This window comes from Variovorax sp. CAN15, assembly GCF_030462475.1.
Lineage (GTDB): Bacteria > Pseudomonadota > Gammaproteobacteria > Burkholderiales > Burkholderiaceae_C > Variovorax.
Genome location: NZ_JASMRZ010000013.1, coordinates 1 through 17,766, shown reverse-complemented (window position 1 = coordinate 17,766; position 17,766 = coordinate 1). Strand labels below are relative to the sequence as shown.

Below are 17,766 nucleotides of genomic sequence, written 5' to 3'. Positions count from 1 at the left end.
GGGCAGGACGAACGCATGACCTCCGCATGGCGCCGCGCCTGGCCGCGCATCCGCCACTGGCTCTACTGGACGCACCGGTGGCTGGGCATCGGCGGCTGCCTGCTGTTCGTCATGTGGTTCGTCTCGGGCGTGGTGATGATGTACGTGGGGTATCCGAACCTCACGGACGAGGAGCGCCTCGCGGGCCTCTCGCCGCTGCGCTTCGGGCAGGCGGTGGTGTCGCCGTCGGCCGCGCTCGAAGCGCTGCCGAAGGAGGCGCGCGCCCAGCCTCCGCGGCGCATGGTGCTGGAGTTGCAGGGCGGAAACGACGCCGGCCCTGTCTGGCGCATCGTCGATGCGCGCGGCGGTCGGCACACGGTTTCGGCGCGCGACGGCCGTGTACCCGGCCCGGTCGATGCCGCGCAGGCCGAGGCCATCGCGCGCGACTTCTCCGGCCATGCCGGCGCCCGCTGGGCCGAGACGCTGGAGCGCGACCAGTGGACCGTGCCGCAGGGCCTGAACCCGCTGCGTCCACTGCACCGCATCGAAGTCGGCGACGCGGCGGGCACCGAGCTCTACGTGTCGCAGCGCAACGGCGAGGTGGTGCGCGACACCACGCGCTCCGAGCGCTTCTGGAACTGGCTCGGCTCGGTGCCGCACTGGATCTACTTCACGCCGCTGCGCGCCGACCCGCCGCTGTGGCACGACGTGGTGGTGTGGCTGTCGGCCGCCTGCATCGTCTCGGCGGTGACGGGCATCGTCATCGGCATCCTGCGGGTGCGCCTGAGGCGGCGCTTCCGCAACGGCGCGGTCACGCCCTACAGCGGCTGGATGGCATGGCACCACATCGCGGGGCTGATCGGCGGCTTCTTCGTGCTGACCTGGATCGTCAGCGGCTGGCTGTCGATGAACCCCAATGGCTGGTTCCAGCGCGGCGCGGGCGATGCGGCTGCGATGGCGAGCTACACGGGCGCCGGTACTTCGCCGTTCCCGTGGCCGCCTGCAACACTGCCGGGGGGCGAGGGTGATGCGGCCCCGCGCGAGGCCGTGCTGCTGTGGTTCGACGGCAAGCCGCTGTTGCAGCTGCGCGATGCGAGGGCGCGCGTGCGGGTGGTCGATGCCGCCACCGGCGCGCCAGCCGCCATCGCAAAGGACGACATCCTGCGCGCCGCCGCCCGCCTGCGGCCCGGCTCGAACATCATCGAAGCCATGCTCCAGACCCGTGAAGACTTCCACTGGTACGGCCACCACCGCGAGCGCATCGTGCCCGTCTGGCGCCTGCAGTTCGACGACCCGGCGCGCAGCTGGATCTACATCGACCCGGCCAGCGGCCAGGTGGCCGGCGGCAACGACGGCAATTCGCGCCTGCGCCGCTGGCTCTTCAACGCGGCGCACAGCCTCGACTTTCCCTGGCTCATCCAGTACCGGCCGGCCTGGGATCTCGTGGTGTGGCTGCTTTCCATCGTCGGCGCCGTGGCCTCGGCCAGCGGCGTCGTGATCGGCTGGCGCCGGCTGCGGCGAAAGCCGAAGCCGGCGGCCTTGCCGGGCGCGCGGCATGCGCTGCGGCGTTCATGAACGGGGCTTGCGTGAGCCTGCCCATCCACCAACAATCAACTTTCGCACCGCGGTGCATTTCAGGAGGTGCTCGATGCACATCGAACCAGGTCTGGTCGACGGATCCAAGATATTCCTCAGCTACGCGACGGCGGCAGCCGCGCTTGCCTACACCGGCAAGGTCGCGTTCCAGATGCTCATGAAGGACGGGCCCGCCGCGCTGGTGCTGCGCTCCGTCATCGCCGTGGCGCTGGTGTTCTGCTTCTTCGAAGTGTTCCCGCACCATCCGGTGGGCGTGTCAGAGGTGCACCTGATCCTGGGCACCACGCTGCTGCTGGTGTTCGGGCTCGCGCCGGCGGCCATCGGGCTGGCGGGCGGGCTGCTCGTACAGGGCCTGTTCTTCGAGCCGCAGGACATTCCGCAGTACGGCATGAACGTCACCACGCTGCTGGTGCCGCTGTTCGCCACTTCCGCGCTGGCGCGCCGCATCATTCCCGAGAAGCTGGCCTATGTGGACATCGACTACCAGCAGGCCTTCAAGCTCTCGCTGGCCTACCAGGGCGGCATCGTGGTGTGGGTGGGCTTCTGGGCGCTGTACGGCCGCGGCGCCGGCGTCGAGAACCTGAGCCAGATCGCCAGCTTCGGCGCCGCCTACATGACGGTCGTGCTGGTCGAGCCACTGGTCGACCTCGGCGTGCTGGCTGCCGCGAAGGCATGGCGCCGTCTGCAGGGCACCGCCTTCGTCGAGCGTCGCCTGTACGGCGGCATCTGACCGCTTCCTCTCGTACCTTCCCGGGCATCAGCTCGGGGAGGGCGTGCATTTCCATCCACGGTGCCGGAGTCGTTCGGCATCGTTTCCGCCTTGCCGGCTGCGCGCCAGCCGCGGGCGCCTGAAAGAATCCACCCCATGACCCCAAGCAACGCCAAGATCCCCGTCACCATCGTCACGGGCTTCCTCGGCAGCGGCAAGACCACGCTGCTGCGCCACATCCTCGGCCATGCCGAGGGCCGCCGCATCGCGGTGATCGTCAACGAGTTCGGCGAGCTCGGCATCGACGGGGAGATCCTGCGCGGCTGCGGCATCGGCTGCGACGACGAGGGCAACGAGCGCGAGGGCGCGTTGTACGAGCTGGCCAACGGCTGCGTCTGCTGCACCGTGCAGGAAGAGTTCCTGCCGGTGATGCTGCAGCTGGCCGAACGGCGCGGCGAGCTCGATGCGGTGCTCATCGAAACCTCCGGCCTCGCGCTGCCCAAGCCGCTGGTGCAGGCCTTCCAGTGGCCGGACATCGCCAACATCTTCACCGTCGATTCGGTCGTCACCGTGGTCGACGGCCCCGCCGCCGCCTCGGGCCAGTTCGCCGAGAACCCGCAGGCCGTCGACGAAGCCCGCCGTGCCGACCCCAACCTCGACCACGAGTCGCCGCTGCACGAGCTCTTCGAAGACCAGCTCTCGGCCGCCGACCTCGTGGTGCTCAACAAGACCGACCTGATGGACGACGCGGCGCGCGCCAAGGTCGAGGCACTGGTGCGCGAGGAGCTTCCGCCAGAGGTGAAGATCGTCGCCGCCAGCGAAGGCAGGCTGCCGCTCGCGCTGCTGCTGGGCCAGGGCCGCGCGGCCGAGGCCACCATCCACCTGCGCGAGAGCCATCACGACCACGAGGAAGACCACGACCACGACGAGTTCGACTCGCTCGTGATCGAGCTGCCGCCCGTGGACCGCGACAGCCTCCTGGCCGTGCTCGGCAAGCTGGTCGAGCAGCACACCATCTACCGCGTGAAGGGCTTCGTCGCCGTGCCCGGCAAGCCGATGCGCCTGCTGGTGCAGGGCGTGGGCCGCCGCTTCGACCACCACTTCGACCGCCGCTGGCGCGATGGCGAGGCGCAGCGCACACGGCTGGTGTTCATCGGCGAAGACCTGGACGAAAGCGCGCTGCGCAAGGCGCTCGAAGAGGCGGGCGCCGTCGCCACGGCCTGACGCCCTGAGCGCATGCACCTGCTGAGCACCCAGCCCGGACGCTTCGTCGAGGACGACAGCGTCGTCACCCGTCTCGACCAGACGCCGGGCGACATCGTGGTGCTCAGTTCGGCCGACACCACGCTCGCGCTGCTCGCCGCCGCGCGCACCGCACTGGCGGCCACCGACCCCGGCTATCCGTCGCTGCGGCTGGCCAACCTCATGTACCTGCGCCAGCCGGCATCGCTCGACCTCTACGTCGACGAAGTGCTGCAGCATGCGCGCGTGGTGGTGGTCGACCACCTGGGCGCCGAATCGGCCTGGGCCTACGGGCTGCAGCAGCTCGAAAAACTGGCCAGGAGAAAGGGCCAGCAGCTCGCGATGTTCTCCGGCGACCTGCAGGAAGACGAAGACCTGCTCGCGCGCGGCACCGTGCCGCGCGCCGTGAGCCGCCAGCTCTGGCAGTACATGCGAGGCGGCGGGGCGGGCAACGCGATGCAGTTCCTGCGCGCGGTCGCCTTCCACGGACTGGGCCACGGCGAGGCCCCGCTGCCGCCGCGCAGCCTGCCGCAGGTGGCGCTGCATGTGCCGGGCGGCGCGGGCGCATCGCATACCGTGGCCGGCATCGACGATCTGCGCGCCGGGTGGCATGCGGGGGCGCCGGTGTTGGCGCTGGTGTTCTACCGGTCGCACCTGCTGTCGGGCAATACGGCGGCCTTCGATGCGCTGGCGGCGGCGCTGACCGCGCACGGTCTGAACCCGCTGCCCGTCGCGCTCGATTCGCTCAAGGACCCGCTGTGCCTGTCCACGCTGCGCGAACTGTGCGCGGAGCACGACGTGCAGCTCGTGCTCAACACCACGGCCTTCGCGGCGCTGGGGCAGGGCGGCCAGGGCGAGGATGTGGAGTTGGCCGGCGACGCCCCCGTGCTCCAGGTGATCGTGAGCGGTGGCAATCGCGAGGACTGGCTGGCCGACAGCCAGGGCCTGCGCCCGCGCGACATCGCGATGCAGATCGCGCTGCCCGAGATGGACGGCCGCATCGTCACGCGGGCCGTGAGCTTCAAGGGCCTGTCGCATCGCTGCGAGCTCACGCAGACCGAGGTCGTCAACTACCAGCCCGAGCCCGACCGTATCGCCTTCGTGGCCGAGCTGGCGCGGCGCTGGTGCAGGCTGCGCAGCCTGCGCGCGGACGAGAAACGCATCGCGCTGATCCTCGCCAACTACCCCGGCAGTGAAGGCCGCATCGGCAGCGGCGTGGGGCTGGACACGCCGGCCTCGGTGATGGCGATCCTGCAGGCGATGGCGGCCGAGGGCTACGCGCTCGGCGATCCCGGCGCGATGCCCACCGATGGCGATGCGCTGATGCGCAGGCTGCAGGAAGGCATCGCCAACGACCCGTCGCAGTGGGCCGCGCGTCCTGCGTGGCAGAGCTTCGCGCTGGCCGACTACCGGGCGTGTCTGGCGCGCCTGCCCGAGGGCATGGCAGCCGCCATCGATGCCCGCTGGGGCACGCCCGAGCAGGACCCGATGCTGCGCAACGGCCGCTTCATGATCGCCGGCCTGCGCCTGGGCCGCGTGTTCGTCGGCATCCAGCCCGCGCGTGCGCTCGGCAGCCCGGGCGTCGCCGACTACGCGAGCTATCACGACGCCGAGCTGGTGCCGCCGCACAGCTACCTGGCCTTCTATTTCTGGCTGCGCGAGGCTTTCGCGATCGATGCGGTGGTGCACGTGGGCAAGCACGGCAACCTCGAATGGCTGCCGGGAAAGAGCATCGCGCTTTCGCAGGCCTGCTGGCCCGACGCGATCCTCGGGCCGCTGCCGAACGTGTACCCGTTCATCGTCAACGACCCGGGCGAGGGCGCGCAGGCCAAGCGGCGCACGCAGGCGGTCATCGTCGACCACCTGATGCCGCCGCTCACGCGCGCAGAGAACCACGGCCCGATGCAGGACCTGGAGCGGCAGGTCGACGAGTACTACGACGCGCTGCTGGTCGACGCGCGCCGCGCGAAGGTGCTGCGCGCGCAGATCCTTGCTGCCGTTCGCGCCCAGCATCTGGTCGAGGAGCTGGGCATGCCCGGCCCGGAGGAGGACGACGCCGTGCTCGCGCGCGTGGACGCCTACCTCTGCGAGCTGAAGGAAACGCAGATCCGCGACGGGCTGCACGTGTTCGGCGCTTCGCCGGACGGGCGGTTGCGCCGCGACACGCTGCTGGCGCTGGCGCGCTATCCGGCCGCCGACGGCGGGGGCGCGAATGCCGGGCTGCCCGGGGCGCTTTCGCAAGACCTGCTGCCCGACGACGCCTTCGATCCGCTCGACATCGACGCGGCCCGCCCTTGGCAGGGCGCGCGCCCCGCATTGCTGCAGTCGGTGAGCACCGAGGCATGGCGGCACCATGGCGACACACGCGAGCGGCTGGAGCTGCTCGCGCAGCGCATGCTCGACGCGGGCGAGTGCCCGCCCGGGCTGCCGAAGACAGCAGCCGTGATGAGCCGCATCGCGCGAAGCCTGGCCCCCGCGCTCGACGCCTGCGGCGCGCAGGAGCTGCGCCCGCTCTCCCGCGCCCTGCAGGGCCGCTTCGTGCCGCCGGCCGAGCGGTTCTCCCTCGCGCGGCCGGCCCGACGTGCTGCCCACCGGCCGCAACTTCTACGCCGTCGACACCCGCGCCATTCCAACGCCCACGGCCTGGATGCTGGGCCTGAAGTCGGCCGCGCAACTGGTCGAGCGGCATCTGCAGGAGCACGGCGACTATCCGGCGGCGATGGGCCTGTCGGTCTGGGGCACCGCCACCATGCGCACCGGCGGCGACGACCTGGCACAGGCTTTCGCGCTGATCGGCGTGCGGCCGAAATGGGCGCCGGGCAGCCAGCGCGTGGTCGATTTCGAGGTGCTGCCCACGGTCGGGCTCGGGCGTCCGCGCATCGACGTCACGCTGCGCATCTCGGGCTTCTTCCGCGATGCCTTTCCGAACGCCGTGCAGATGTTCGATGCTGCCGTGCAGGCCGTGGCCGCGCAGGAAGACGAAGACGCCGAGCGCAACCCGATCCGCGCGCGCATCCTGCGCGAGGCCGCAGCGCTGCAGGCGCAGGGCATGGCGCCCGAGCTTGCCCGCACGCAGGCCGGCTGGCGCGTGTTCGGCTCGGCGCCCGGCAGCTACGGCAGCGGGCTGCAGCCGCTCTTCGACCATGGCAGCTGGCAGACCGACGACGACCTGTCGAAGGCCTACGTCGGCGGCAGCGCCCATGCCTACGGGCAGGGCAGCGACGGCGTGCCGGCGGCCGACGCGCTGAAGCGCCGGCTGCGCGCGATGACCGTCGTGATGCAGAACCAGGACAGCCGCGAGCACGACCTGCTCGACTCCAACGACTACTACCAGTTCCAGGGAGGCATGGCCGCCGCCGTGCGCCACCTGAGCGGCCGCCAGCCCGCCATGTACCACGGCGACCATGGCAACCCGCAGGCGCCGCGCGTGCGCACGCTGAAGGAAGAAATCGGCCGCGTGGTGCGCTCGCGCGTGGTCAACCCCAAGTGGATCGACGGCGTGAAGCGCCACGGCTACAAGGGCGCCTTCGAGATGGCCGCGACGGTGGACTACCTGTTCGGCTTCGACGCCACCGCGCGCGTGGTCGGCGACCACCAGTACGCGATGGTGGCCGATGCCTACGTGCTCGACGACGCCACCCGCGACTTCGTGAATGAACACAACCCGCGCGCGCTGCACGACATGCTCAGCCGCCTGCTCGAAGCCATGCAGCGCGGCCTCTGGCAATCGCCCGGCGACTACCGCGCCCGGCTCGAAAACCTGCTGCTCGACCACGAGCAGCGGATGGAAGGAAGCCTCCGATGACGACCACCGCCGCCGCCATGCCGGCGCCTTTTCCTTTTTCCGCGATAGCGGGGCAGCCGCATCTGCGGCAGGCGCTGCTGCTGGCCGCCGTCGATCCCGGCCTGGGCGGCGTGCTGATCGAAGGACCGCGCGGCACAGCCAAGACCACCGCGGCGCGCGCGCTCGCCGAGCTGCTGCCCGACGCGCCCTTCGTCACGCTGCCGCTGGGCGCGAGCCTCGAAAGCCTGGTCGGCACGCTGGACCTCGGCCGCGCGATGGCGGGTCACGAACTCCAGTTCGCACCCGGCCTGCTGGCGCGCGCGCACGGCGGCGTGCTCTACGTGGACGAGATCAATCTGCTGCCCGACGCGCTGATCGATTCGCTGCTCGACGCCGCTGCCAGCGGCGTCAACGTGGTGGAGCGCGACGGCATCTCGCACCGCCATGCCGCGCGCTTCGTGCTCGTGGGCACCATGAATCCGGAAGAGGGCACGCTGCGCCCGCAGCTGCTCGACCGCTTCGGCCTGTGCGTGCAGCTGCGCAACATCGACGACCCGGCCGAGCGGCAGGCCATCGTCCGCGCGCGGCTGGCTTTCGATGCCGATCCGCAGGGTTTTCGCGACAGGCATGCGCGGGCGCAGGGGGAGCTTTCGTCGGCGCTGGTCAGCGCACGCGCGCTCGTGGCCGATGCGTCGGCACTGCCGTATACCGATGCGGTGCATGAAGCGGTGAGCGAAATGTGCATCGCCGCAGCCGTCGACGGGCTGCGTGCCGACCTCGTGATGCTGCGCTCGGCCCGCGCCCTCGCGGCCTGGGAAGGTGTTGCGGCCATGACGCCGGACCACGTACAGCGGGTGGCGGAGGCCGTGCTGTTGCACCGGCGCAAGCCTGAGGCCGAAGCTCCCGCTCCTCGGACTGCGCCGCCCGACGCGGGTAGCAAGACCGGCAGCGATGCGGACGGAAAAAGCAGCACAGGCAGCGCGGACGACGGCGACTGGGGCGCCATGCCCCCCGAGCCCGTCGGCATCGAGCGTGTGAAGCCGCTGCGTCCGCTGATCGACTCGCGCCAGCAGCAACAGGCCGCCCCAAAAAAAGCCTGAGCCTCCGGCACGCTGCACCGCCCGCTGGCGCACGCCAGGGCGACCGGAGGCAGGGCCCGCAAAGGGACGCATGGCATGGGACCGCGACGCAGGGCTCGGCCTTCGACTGGCCGCGCACTTTCGCGGCACGCGGCGCTGACCGGCTGCGCGCCGAGCATCTGCGCCATCGTCCACAAGAAGCGCGCAGCGGCGTGCTCCATTGCTTCCTGCTCGACTGCTCGGCCTCGATGCGCAACGACGGCAATCTCGCCCGCGCCAAGGGCCTGCTGCTGGCGCTGATGCAGGAGGCCTATCAGCGCCGCGACCATGTCGCGCTGCTGTGCTTCGCCGGTGAAGTCGTCGAAATGCGCCTGCCGCCACGCCGCGCCAGCGCCTGGAACGACGACTGGATCGCGCCGATCGCGGCCGGCGGAGGCACGCCGTTGGCGCTGGGCGTGCGGCGCGCCGACCAACTGCTTGCGAAGAGCGGTACCCGGCAGAACTGGCTGTGGCTGCTGACCGATGGCCGCAGCAGCGAAAACCCCGGGCGGCCCGAGTCGGCCGATGTGGTGTGCGTGGTCGATTTCGAGGCGGCGCGCCTGCCGTTGCACCGCGCGAGGCGGCTAGCCGAAAGCTGGGATGCGCGCTATCTCGCGGCGGATGGCGTCCAGGCGGGCTGCACGTCAGCCGCTGCTGCTTCGGCCGGTGCTTCCTCAGGCGGCGCCAGCATCGTCCCCCTGCAGTTCGGCGAGCCGCAATGGCAGGGGTACTTCGACGGCGGCGAGCCATCGTCCGCGGTGAGCGAATAGTCGATGAACAGCTCGTCGCCCGCGTCCACCGCCACCAGCGTCTGGAACTTGAGCACCAGTTCGCCGCCCTCGTCGTATTCCTCCACCGCCTCGCAGTTCGGCTCGCACGAGTGATTCAGGTGGCGGGTGGCGTTGCCGCCCTTGGCGCCGTCGATGGTTTCGTGATTCGACAGCGTGAACAGGTAGGTGAGCTGGTCGTCCCAGACCTTGGTGGCGATCTCGGCCTTGGTGTAGCGGCGGCCTTCGTAGAGGCCGAGGAAGGCTTCGGGCGGCAGGTCGCGCGTGGCGAAGGCGCCGAGGCCGTGCACGCCGCTGGGGCCGACACGGACGAAGGGAGTGGACGAGGTTCGCTTGTGGTGCTTCATGGAGGAGAGGAGGGGCCGTCTGGCGCGTTGTTGTTGGCGTTGTCTTGCCGCTGGAGTGTCAACGCTGTTTCAATTCGGTGGATGACAGGTATCCGCTCAGGGCTTGGGCTCGCCAAGGGACGCCAGGCAGCTCACGATCGCATCGGCTGCCTCGTCCAGCCGGGGGCCGGGACGCATCATCAGGTCGAAGCGCGCCGAGGCGAAGCTGCACACCCGGCCACGCTGGATGGCGGACATGGCCGACCAGCCGGGCCGCGAGGCCATGGCCGAGATCTCGCCGAGGGCCGAGACCATCAGCACGTCGGGGTTGGCACGCACCACGAACTCGGGGCTCATCTTCGGGAAGGGGCCCAGCGTGCCCGGCACGGCATTGCCCAGCCCCAGGCGGGCCAGTGTCTCGCCGATGAAGGAGCTTTCGCTGGCCGCGGCCATGCCGCCGTGCACTTCGAAGTACACGCGCCGGCCCTGCCAGGCGGCCGGCACGCGGGCCCTGGCTGCATCCAGCCCGGCGTCGAGCTTGCGCCAGTAGGCTTCGCCCGCGCCGGGGCGGCCGGTGGCGCGGGCCACAGTTTCCATCACGCGGCGCATGTCGGCGTGGGTCTTGGCGTCGAGCGCCAGCACCTTCAGGCCCAGGCGCTCCAGCGGCTCTGCGGCGCGGCTGCGAGGGCGCAGCAGCACCAGGTCGGGCTTGAGCGCGAGGATGCGTTCGACGTTCGCGTCGTCGATGCCTCCCACCTGCGGCAGCCCCTTCACCGAGGCCGGCCAGTTGGCATGGCGGTCGATGCCCACCAGCCGGTCGCAGGCGTCGAGGGCGCAGACGGTCTCGGTCAGCGAGGGCATCAGCGACACGATGCGCTTTGCCGGCGCCTGCAGCTCGACCGTGGTGCCGCGGTCGTCCTCCAGCCGGATGCCGGCGCCGTGGGATGCCGCGGCGCCGAGGCCCAGGGCCACGAAGGCGGCGGCCTTCGCGACCTGGCGGGCGGCCATGAAAGGGGAGAACGGGAAGGGCTGCAGGCTGGAGGGGTTCATCGGAACGGAGCGGGCATCGTCGGCGCGCCGGCTATTGTCGTCGCGGTGGGCGCGGGTGAAAGCGCCGCGCCGCTTCTTCTCCGGCGCTGGCGTCCTGCACCTCGCGCAGCACGCCGCGAAGTGCCGCATTGCCCGCGCGCGCGGCCGCCTCATCGCTCGGCGCGAGGAGTTTGAGGGCGATCGATGCGATAGACGAAATGCGCGGTGCCGTCGATCGGGTTGTCGGGCGTGAGCGGACCTTCGGCCACGCGATGGAAACCGGCGCGCTCCAGCACGCGAGAAGAGGCTGCATTGGCGGCCGACACAGGCACCACGATGCAGGGTGCGGCAGGGTAGTCGCGCCATGTGGCATCGACCAGCGTGCGGATCATCGCCGCGCCCAGGCCACGCCGCAGCGCATCGGGCTCGCCGATGAAGTAGTCGATGCTCAGCGCCGGGCCCGGCACATCCACGAGCGGCGAGAGCTCGTCGATGTAGCCGGGGTTGTCCTCGAAGGTGTAGCGCTGCACGAGGCCGAAGTCGCGGCCTTCGGCGGAGGCGATGTAGATCTCGGCCGGATCGGTCCCGTCCACCGACGGGCCGAAGTCGCGCTCGATGGCTTCCTGCGATGTCTCGTGGTTCCACCAGCGTGCCACGTGCGGCTCACTGAGCCAGCGCGACAGCATCGCGAAGTCGGCATGCAGGAGCCGGCGCAGCGTGATCGGTGCGTCGGCCCTGGACATGCCTTCAGTTCTTCATACTGTGGACCAGGGAGGCCAGCGCCGACGAGATGAAGACCGCCACGATGAAGCGCAGCCAGCCCGACTTGCGCTGCACGATGTTGCTGATGGTGACGGCGCCCGTCATCAGCCAGATCAGCGGGCTGGTTCCCGAGAGGAAGACGCTGACGACGTAGAGGGCCTGCAGCATCATGCTGGCGACCCAGCCGATCCGAGAGAGGGCGCCCGGTGCTTGCTTTGCAGCCGGCGCGGCAGCGGGTTGCGCCGCGGCGGGCGCGCGCGCCGGCGCCGGGCTGGCCGCGACCGGTTGCGGGCGTGCCGCTTCGCGTTGCGCCTTCTTTTCTTCCGCGATCTGCTCGGCGGTTTTCTCCAGCACCGGCGCAGCCGCTTCCGCCGGCTGCCACCACGCCGGCCAGGGCGCCTTGCCTGCGGCGGACTGCTTGCGGAATTCGCCCGCACCGAGCCTGCGCTGCGATGCATGCGTCTTCGGCGCGGCGCTGCCTTCATGCTTCGCGGCCAGCGCGCGCACGCGCTGCAGGTAGGGCTCGCCACGCGCCGCGTCGGTCATCGCGATGAAGTTGGCATAGCCGCGCAGCGCGCCGATCACGTCGCTGTTGCCGTTCCATTGCAGGCCCTGCGGCCCGTGGCGCTCGGCCTGGTGCAGCACCGCGCGGAAGCGCCGCAGGGTGTCGCGGTCGACCGAGAGCTTGTCGTTGACGACGATGCCCGTCACGTGCTGCTGGCGGTGCCTGCGCATCACCTGCTGCTTGTCGGGGTGCAGCGTGAGGCCCTCGCTGGCCACGATCTGCTTCACGCGCCACAGCAGCTTGGCGGTATCGCGGCTGTGCTCGGGGCCGACGGAAAAGGTCAGGTCGTCCGCATAGCGCGTGTAGTGGAAACCCAGCTTCGCCGCGCTCGCGGCCAGCCGTGCGTCGAGCCGGCGGCACAGCAGGTTGGTGATCATCGGGCTGGTGGGCGCGCCCTGCGGCAGCACGCGCTCACCGCGCGCGACGAAGTAGCGGCTGCCGTCGAGCTGCACCTCGTCGGTCGGCGCCTCGGTGCACACCAGCGCCAGCAGGCTCGCCACCTGCGACGAGTAGCCGAGCTGGCGGAACACGCCGCGCACGCGGCGCATGCCGATGGAGGGGAAGAAGTCCTTCAGGTCGAGGTTGATGACCACGTCGCGGCCCACGTGCGGCGCGGCGTTGGTGAGGATCGAGCGGCCCGGCATGAAGCCGTGCGCGGCCTCGTGCACCGGCATCTTCGCGAGGATGTTGTCGAGCACCCAGTACTGCGCGCGCTTCAGCCGCGGCATGGGTGCGGAGATGTGGCGCTCGCCGCCGCTCTTCTTGGGCATGGTGAAGCGCTGGTAGTGGCTCACGCTCGACACCTCGCGGTGCCACGCCAGGAAGCGCAGCTCGCCCAGTCCGATGCCCATGGCCTGCGCGAGATCGCTGGCGTGGTCCAGCGCGGGCAGGGCGTTGCGTGCCAGCGCCTGGCTGTCGCTGTGCGCGTCGTTGAGGCCGCCCGAGACGCCGTCGCCCACGTACAGCAGCTCGCGCTGGCGCCGCTCGTGCCATGTCAGGGCGCGCGCGTKGCGGCCCTGTGCGGCGCGCTGGCGGGTTTCCTCGCGGCGTTCGCGGGCACGGGCCATGCGCTCCTTGCGCATGGTCTTCAGGGCCCGGTCGCGGTCCTCGATGCCGCGCAGCTCATCGCCGAGCTTTGACAGCGCCGTCTGCAGCTCGCCTTCGCGGCGGATCAGCTGTTCCTCGACCGTGGGCTGCGCCGTCTCGTGCGGCCAGAAGCCCAGGCGCTGCATTTCCTCGAGGACGACTTCCTGCTTGGAACTCTTGCGGATGCGCTCGTACAGCTCCTCGCGGGTGAGCGCCGAGTCGGGAATGGAGGATGAAGAAGAGGCGGGAGACTGCATGGTCATGGCGCTGCGCCACCGGCCGATGCACTGCTGCGGGAGAAAGATGCGAACGAAGCGGGAATCTCGTCGAAGAGCCTCGGGACTGGAGGGCTCCACTCGACGCCGGATGGCCATGGTGACGCCGATGAGCTTCGAGGAAGCCGCACTGTTGTCGCGTCACCATGGCCATCCGGCACAGTGAAGAGACGTCCAGTGACGCTTGGGAAGTGCTGTATGCGAGGGCGGCGATACGCCGACCGGATTGCAAGAGCCTTCCCGCTCCGTTCGCAAAAAGCAGTGTATCAGCCGATGTGGGCGGTGGTCCTTTCCTGATCGGTCGATGTCGCTGCCGGGTTGGCCGACAGGCGCAGCGCGAGCATGTGCTCGCACGGTCCCCTGGTCATGCGGTGGCGAATGAAATGGCTGCACTGGCATTCGCCCGAGGCCACGCGCTGGTCGGCGTCGAGCTGCAGGCTCATGAAGTACTCGCGCTGCCCGGCGGCGCCTTTGCACTTGCCGCTGAGCGAGATGCCGCCATCGGAGCGTGCCTGCGTCTTCACGCTTGCGATGCGGCGCGCGCGCACCAGCTCGGTCGCGGCTTCCTCCTCTGGGCTGGCGTAGCGCAGCTTGTCCATGGGCAGCGGCTCGCGGCTGAGCTCGCGCAGCCGCCACACGCCGTGCGCGATGTCGTACACCACGCGGCCCGCCTGCACGTAGCCGCCGAGCGCGGCATCGACCGTGAGCGTCGAAAGCCCGGTGGCGGCAGCCAGCTCTGCCGTGGTGGCGCGCCAGCGCTCGCCCAGTGCCACGAACACGCGCAGCAGGCTGTCCTGGTCGACGGTGTGGCGCGGCTGCAGCAGCTCGAAGTGGCCGTTGCGCGACCAGTCGTTGGCGGTCCAGCCCGAGAGGCCGAGCGTGAATTCCATGTCGGGCATCTGCGCGACCCAGAAGCTGGGCATGCCCGTGCCCAGCAGGTGCACGGTGAAGCCCTGCGCCACCGGCACCAGCCGCTCGAGCTGCAGCAGGCGGCGCCGGCCCCACACGCGGATGTCGATGTCGGAGGTGGCGCTGTGCGTGGAGCGCGGACACACCAGCTCGTGGCCCCAGGGCTCGAACACGATGCGCACCGGCTGCCCCGGCCGCAGCACGAAGCGCAGCGAGCGCGGCCCCACGCGTTCCTTGCGCCGGCGCAGCACCAGGCAGATGTTGTGGATGTCCATCGGGTGAAGCTGCAGCCGCTGAGCGGGCAGCAGCATCGCGCTGCTCACCTGCAGGAAGCCGCGCACCCAGCTGTCGGGCACGTCGATCTTCGGCTCGTGGAAGGCCGGGTCGTTGTCGCTCTGAACCTGGAAGCCGCCGGGGTCGATGGCCAGCCGGGTCGTCTTGTAGTCGCGGATCTTCTGGAACTCGTCGTACAGCGACTCCGAATAGTCGACGTTGGTGGTGCCATAGGCATGGTCGCTCACCCGGTCGAAGATGTCGTGGCTGCACGAGAACATGCCGTAGCTCGACTCGTCCTGGCTGAAGCACTCGAAGAACACGCGGTCGGGGTGCACCGTGATGACCGGGTCGAGCACAAACCACGCCTCGCGGTTGACCTTGTAGAGGTGGTCGAAGTAGCGCTTCTGCGCGCTCATGAAGGGCTGCAGCAGCGTCTGTTTGCGCTTGCGCAGCTCGGCCAGCTCCTTGCTGATGGGCTCCATCTGCGCCTTCAGCGCGTCGCTGCGCGCCATGAACTGCGCGAGCAGCTCGCCTTCCTGCCCGGCCAGCCATTCGAGGTACGCGCTCTTGTCGCGCGGCTTGAAGCGCAGGTCGCCCACCACCACGTCGTGCAGCGCCGACATGCCTTCGCGGAACGGCAGGTGGCGGTTGATGTCGGCGACGAAGTGCACCGGCGCGCGCAGCGTGTCGGGCGCGAACTGCAGCGCGGTGCTGTTGGCCGTGTGCTGTGCGCCCGAATGGCCGAAGTAGCGGTACTGGAATCTCATGCGGCGGGCCCTCCGGTCAGGGCGGAGGAAGAGGGCGGCGGCGCGCGGCGCGGCGCAACGGCACGCACCGGCGCGGTCTGCAAGGGGTTGTCCAGCCCGGGGAAGGCGGCCTGGATGCTGCGCAGCCCCGCCACGTACTGCGCGCGCTCGGTGATCGCGCCGGTCACGGCCTGTCGCGCGAACACGCGCGCGACGATGCGCGCGATGTCCTCCGAGTGCATCGCCTGCGCGGCCAGGAACTCCATGACGCGTGCCTTGGCCAGCCGGCCCCGATTGGCCTGCGAGAGCACGCTGAGGAAATAGGGCTCCAGCCGCGCGAGCACCTCGGCATTGCGGCTCGCGGCCGAGGCCAGCCAGTTGGTCACGAAGAGCTGCATGCCCGGCGAGGGATGCTGGCTGAGCTGCAGCATGTAGGTGGTGACGTCGGTCACGTCGAAATGCGTGGTGAGCAGTTCGCGGCCCAGGCGCTGGGCGCCCGCGTCCTTGTGGTCGCACAGGCGCACGAGCAGCGCGGGCGTCCACAGGCTGGATTCGCCCTGGGCGCCGAACCACTGGCGCGCCCAGTCACGCGCGTCGTCCCAGCGGCTGTCGAAGATGCGCAGCGCGTCGCCGAGCTCGGCGAGCGTGCGTTCCGGCCTGGTGGCCAGCTGCCCGGTGGCCCACTGGCGCGCGGCGGCGGTGTCGACCAAGCCGAGGCTCGCGGTCTGCAGCACGCTGAAGCCGAGCGCATCCTGTTGCGGCAGCAGCCATGCGCCGAGGCGCTGTGCGCCCTTGCTGCGCGCTTCGAGCAGGCGCAGCGTCACGGCGGGCTCGCCACGGCGCGTGTGCTCGGCCAGCGGACCGCACAGCCACTGCAGCAGCGAATCGAACACGCCCTCGGCGGTTTCGGCGCGGAACAGTTCGTCGCGCAGCAGCGGCATCAGCGCGGCGGCGAAGGCCGGGTGCGCGGGCAGCAGTTGCGCCAGGCGCGGCGCGACCGCGGCGCGCACGACCGGCATCGGGCTGCTGCAGAAGGCGGCGAAGAGTTCGGGCTGGGTGACCAGCGACTCGTCGGGCAGCGAAGTGAAGAGCCTCACGCCGGCGCCGCGCAGCCGCTCGTCGTCGGACTGCAACAGCCGCGTGAGCACGCTCACCGGCAGGCCCTGCACCGAGGCCGGATGCAGCAGCAGCCATTCGGCGGCGGTGCGCACGACGTCGGGGCTCGCATGATCGAAAAGCGCCAGCAGCCTGTCGAGCGGCGCCTTGGCCGCAGCCGTGCGCAGCAGGCCCTGCAGCGCCCACTGCAGGTTCTCGCAGATGGCGTCGAGTTGCGGCTGCGCGGCATCGCAGGCCGACAGCCACGAGAGCAGTTCCAAGGCCAGCGCATCGAGCGTCGAAGGATTCGGCGCGGCGGCCTGCAGCAGCAGGCGCGAGGCGCGGCGCACTTCGGCATGCGTTGAGGTCAGCAGCATCAGCAGCAGGTCGACCTGCTGGCTGTAGAGGCCCGGGTCCTGCCCGATGTATTCGAGCGCGAGCGTGCGCGCCTCGGCCAGCGGCGAGTCCAGCAGCGCGGGCAGCCAGGGCAGGGCGGCTTCGCCCGCGGCGATGCGCTGGCGCGCGATACCGAGCGCGAAGCGCGCCGTGTCGTCCCAGGTGCAGGCCAGCAGTCGCCAGACCGTCGGCGCTTCGAGCGCTTCGCAGAAGGGCTTGTTGTCCTGCAGCGCGCGGGCGGCGAAGGCGTGCACCGCCGCGCATCGGCCCTGCTGCATCAGCTGCAGCAGCGCCTGCGGATGGCGGTCCCAGCGCTCGGGCCAGGCTTCGGTTCGGTTCAGGCGCCGCGTGGGCAGCGGCGTGCCGCGGCGCCACTGCAGGCCGCCGCGCTGCGCTTCCCATTCGGGGTCGTGGCGGTGCAGCAGCTGCATCAGCACCAGCCAGCGGCTGTAGGGGCCGGTGTGCCAGCTGCGGGGCTCGGGCGTCCAGCGCGATTCGCGCTGCTGGCCTGCGGTGCCGGCTTCGGCGTCGTCGGCCGCGAGCAGCACGCCCATGGCGAGCCGCAGCCAGTCGGCCTCATCGGCCGCGCCTGCAAGGGCGAGCCTGCGCAGGTTGCGCCAGGTGCGGCGGCGCAGGTAGTCGCGTGTGCGCTGACTGTAGGCGAGGCGGCTGTCGGGCCGCACGATTTCCTTGGCGATTTCGACGTAGCGGCCGTTGACCTGCGCCCAGCGCCCGCCGGTGCGGAAGGCTGCGCGCTGCGTCTCCAGGCGTTGGTGCAGCACGCCGAGCAGGGCGTAGTCACCCGCGAACTCCGCGCCCTTGTACAGGCGCCGCCAAGCGCGGAAGCTGCCGGCCGCGAGCTGCAGCGTCGGCGCGATCTGGAGCAGCGCGGCATGCGCCAGCCCGTCGGCGCAGCGGCCTTCGAGCAGAGACAGGTCGAAGAGCTGCTCGACCCAGACGGCGTACTTCAATCCGTTCCATGGCGCCGGGTCGGCCAGATGCTGCTGCAGCAGCGGCATGGCCTGCGCGACGGGCACTTCGCCCATCGCGGCCCAGGCGCGCCGCAGAGGCGCGGGCCAGTCGTC

10 protein-coding genes and 2 pseudogenes are annotated in these 17,766 nt (G+C 70.7%); 6 read left to right on the top strand and 6 right to left on the bottom strand.

Features of this window, described 5'->3' with window-relative positions; genetic code table 11:
- Positions 1-15: 15 nt before the first annotated feature.
- From QMO14_RS11815 to QMO14_RS11790, 6 genes and pseudogenes are all read left to right on the top strand, one after another.
- Positions 16-1,554 carry a PepSY domain-containing protein gene (locus QMO14_RS11815; RefSeq protein ID WP_301507403.1) on the top strand — a complete coding sequence of 513 codons (1,539 nt, stop codon included), beginning with the start codon at positions 16-18 and terminating at the stop codon, positions 1,552-1,554.
- Between the two features lie 73 nt (positions 1,555-1,627).
- The gene (locus QMO14_RS11810) at positions 1,628-2,305 is read left to right on the top strand and encodes an energy-coupling factor ABC transporter permease (protein WP_301507402.1); all 678 of its coding nucleotides are present in this window, start codon (positions 1,628-1,630) and stop codon (positions 2,303-2,305) included.
- 135 nt (positions 2,306-2,440) lie between these two features.
- Positions 2,441-3,508 carry a cobalamin biosynthesis protein CobW gene (gene cobW / locus QMO14_RS11805; protein ID WP_301507401.1) on the top strand — a complete coding sequence of 356 codons (1,068 nt, stop codon included), beginning with the start codon at positions 2,441-2,443 and terminating at the stop codon, positions 3,506-3,508.
- A 12-nt stretch (positions 3,509-3,520) separates the two neighbouring features.
- Positions 3,521-7,331, top strand: a pseudogene (gene cobN, locus QMO14_RS11800) (cobaltochelatase subunit CobN).
- On the top strand, positions 7,328-8,410 hold the full coding sequence (locus QMO14_RS11795) for an ATP-binding protein (RefSeq protein WP_301507400.1): 1,083 nt from the start codon (positions 7,328-7,330) through the stop codon (positions 8,408-8,410). The pseudogene cobN and the gene QMO14_RS11795 overlap by 4 nt, the downstream one beginning before the upstream one ends.
- 191 nt (positions 8,411-8,601) lie before the next feature.
- Positions 8,602-8,919, top strand: a pseudogene (locus tag QMO14_RS11790) (VWA domain-containing protein); the annotation flags it as partial.
- A 116-nt stretch (positions 8,920-9,035) separates the two neighbouring features.
- Here QMO14_RS11790 and QMO14_RS11785 read toward each other — a convergent pair.
- From QMO14_RS11785 to QMO14_RS11760, 6 genes are all read right to left on the bottom strand, one after another.
- Positions 9,036-9,563, bottom strand: a complete 528-nt coding sequence (locus tag QMO14_RS11785; RefSeq protein ID WP_301507399.1) for an SET domain-containing protein — start codon at positions 9,561-9,563, stop codon at positions 9,036-9,038.
- 96 nt (positions 9,564-9,659) lie between these two features.
- Complete coding sequence (locus tag QMO14_RS11780) at positions 9,660-10,592, bottom strand: ABC transporter substrate-binding protein (protein ID WP_301507398.1); 933 nt, start codon at positions 10,590-10,592, stop codon at positions 9,660-9,662.
- 149 nt (positions 10,593-10,741) lie between these two features.
- Positions 10,742-11,314 (bottom strand): GNAT family N-acetyltransferase, encoded by a 573-nt coding sequence (locus QMO14_RS11775; protein WP_301507397.1) that lies wholly within the window; start codon positions 11,312-11,314, stop codon positions 10,742-10,744.
- 4 nt (positions 11,315-11,318) lie between these two features.
- Positions 11,319-13,247, bottom strand: coding sequence for a reverse transcriptase family protein (locus QMO14_RS11770; protein ID WP_301507396.1), 1,929 nt, complete (start codon positions 13,245-13,247; stop codon positions 11,319-11,321).
- Positions 13,248-13,525: 278 nt separating this feature from the next.
- Positions 13,526-15,211 (bottom strand): SWIM zinc finger family protein, encoded by a 1,686-nt coding sequence (locus QMO14_RS11765; RefSeq protein ID WP_301507395.1) that lies wholly within the window; start codon positions 15,209-15,211, stop codon positions 13,526-13,528.
- A partial coding sequence (locus QMO14_RS11760; RefSeq protein WP_301507394.1) for a hypothetical protein occupies positions 15,208-17,766 on the bottom strand: 2,559 nt, incomplete at its 5' end. The genes QMO14_RS11765 and QMO14_RS11760, both read right to left, overlap by 4 nt.

Bases quoted from the DNA above. Each gene is read 5' to 3' on its own strand.
- QMO14_RS11815 (WP_301507403.1), top strand. From the start codon at position 16: ATGACCTCCGCATGGCGCCGCGCCTGGCCGCGCATCCGCCACTGGCTC.
- QMO14_RS11775 (WP_301507397.1), bottom strand. From the start codon at position 11,314: ATGTCCAGGGCCGACGCACCGATCACGCTGCGCCGGCTCCTGCATGCC.
- QMO14_RS11785 (WP_301507399.1), bottom strand. From the start codon at position 9,563: ATGAAGCACCACAAGCGAACCTCGTCCACTCCCTTCGTCCGTGTCGGC.
- QMO14_RS11765 (WP_301507395.1), bottom strand. From the start codon at position 15,211: ATGAGATTCCAGTACCGCTACTTCGGCCATTCGGGCGCACAGCACACG.
- QMO14_RS11795 (WP_301507400.1), top strand. From the start codon at position 7,328: ATGACGACCACCGCCGCCGCCATGCCGGCGCCTTTTCCTTTTTCCGCG.
- QMO14_RS11810 (WP_301507402.1), top strand. From the start codon at position 1,628: ATGCACATCGAACCAGGTCTGGTCGACGGATCCAAGATATTCCTCAGC.
- QMO14_RS11780 (WP_301507398.1), bottom strand. From the start codon at position 10,592: ATGAACCCCTCCAGCCTGCAGCCCTTCCCGTTCTCCCCTTTCATGGCC.
- cobW (WP_301507401.1), top strand. From the start codon at position 2,441: ATGACCCCAAGCAACGCCAAGATCCCCGTCACCATCGTCACGGGCTTC.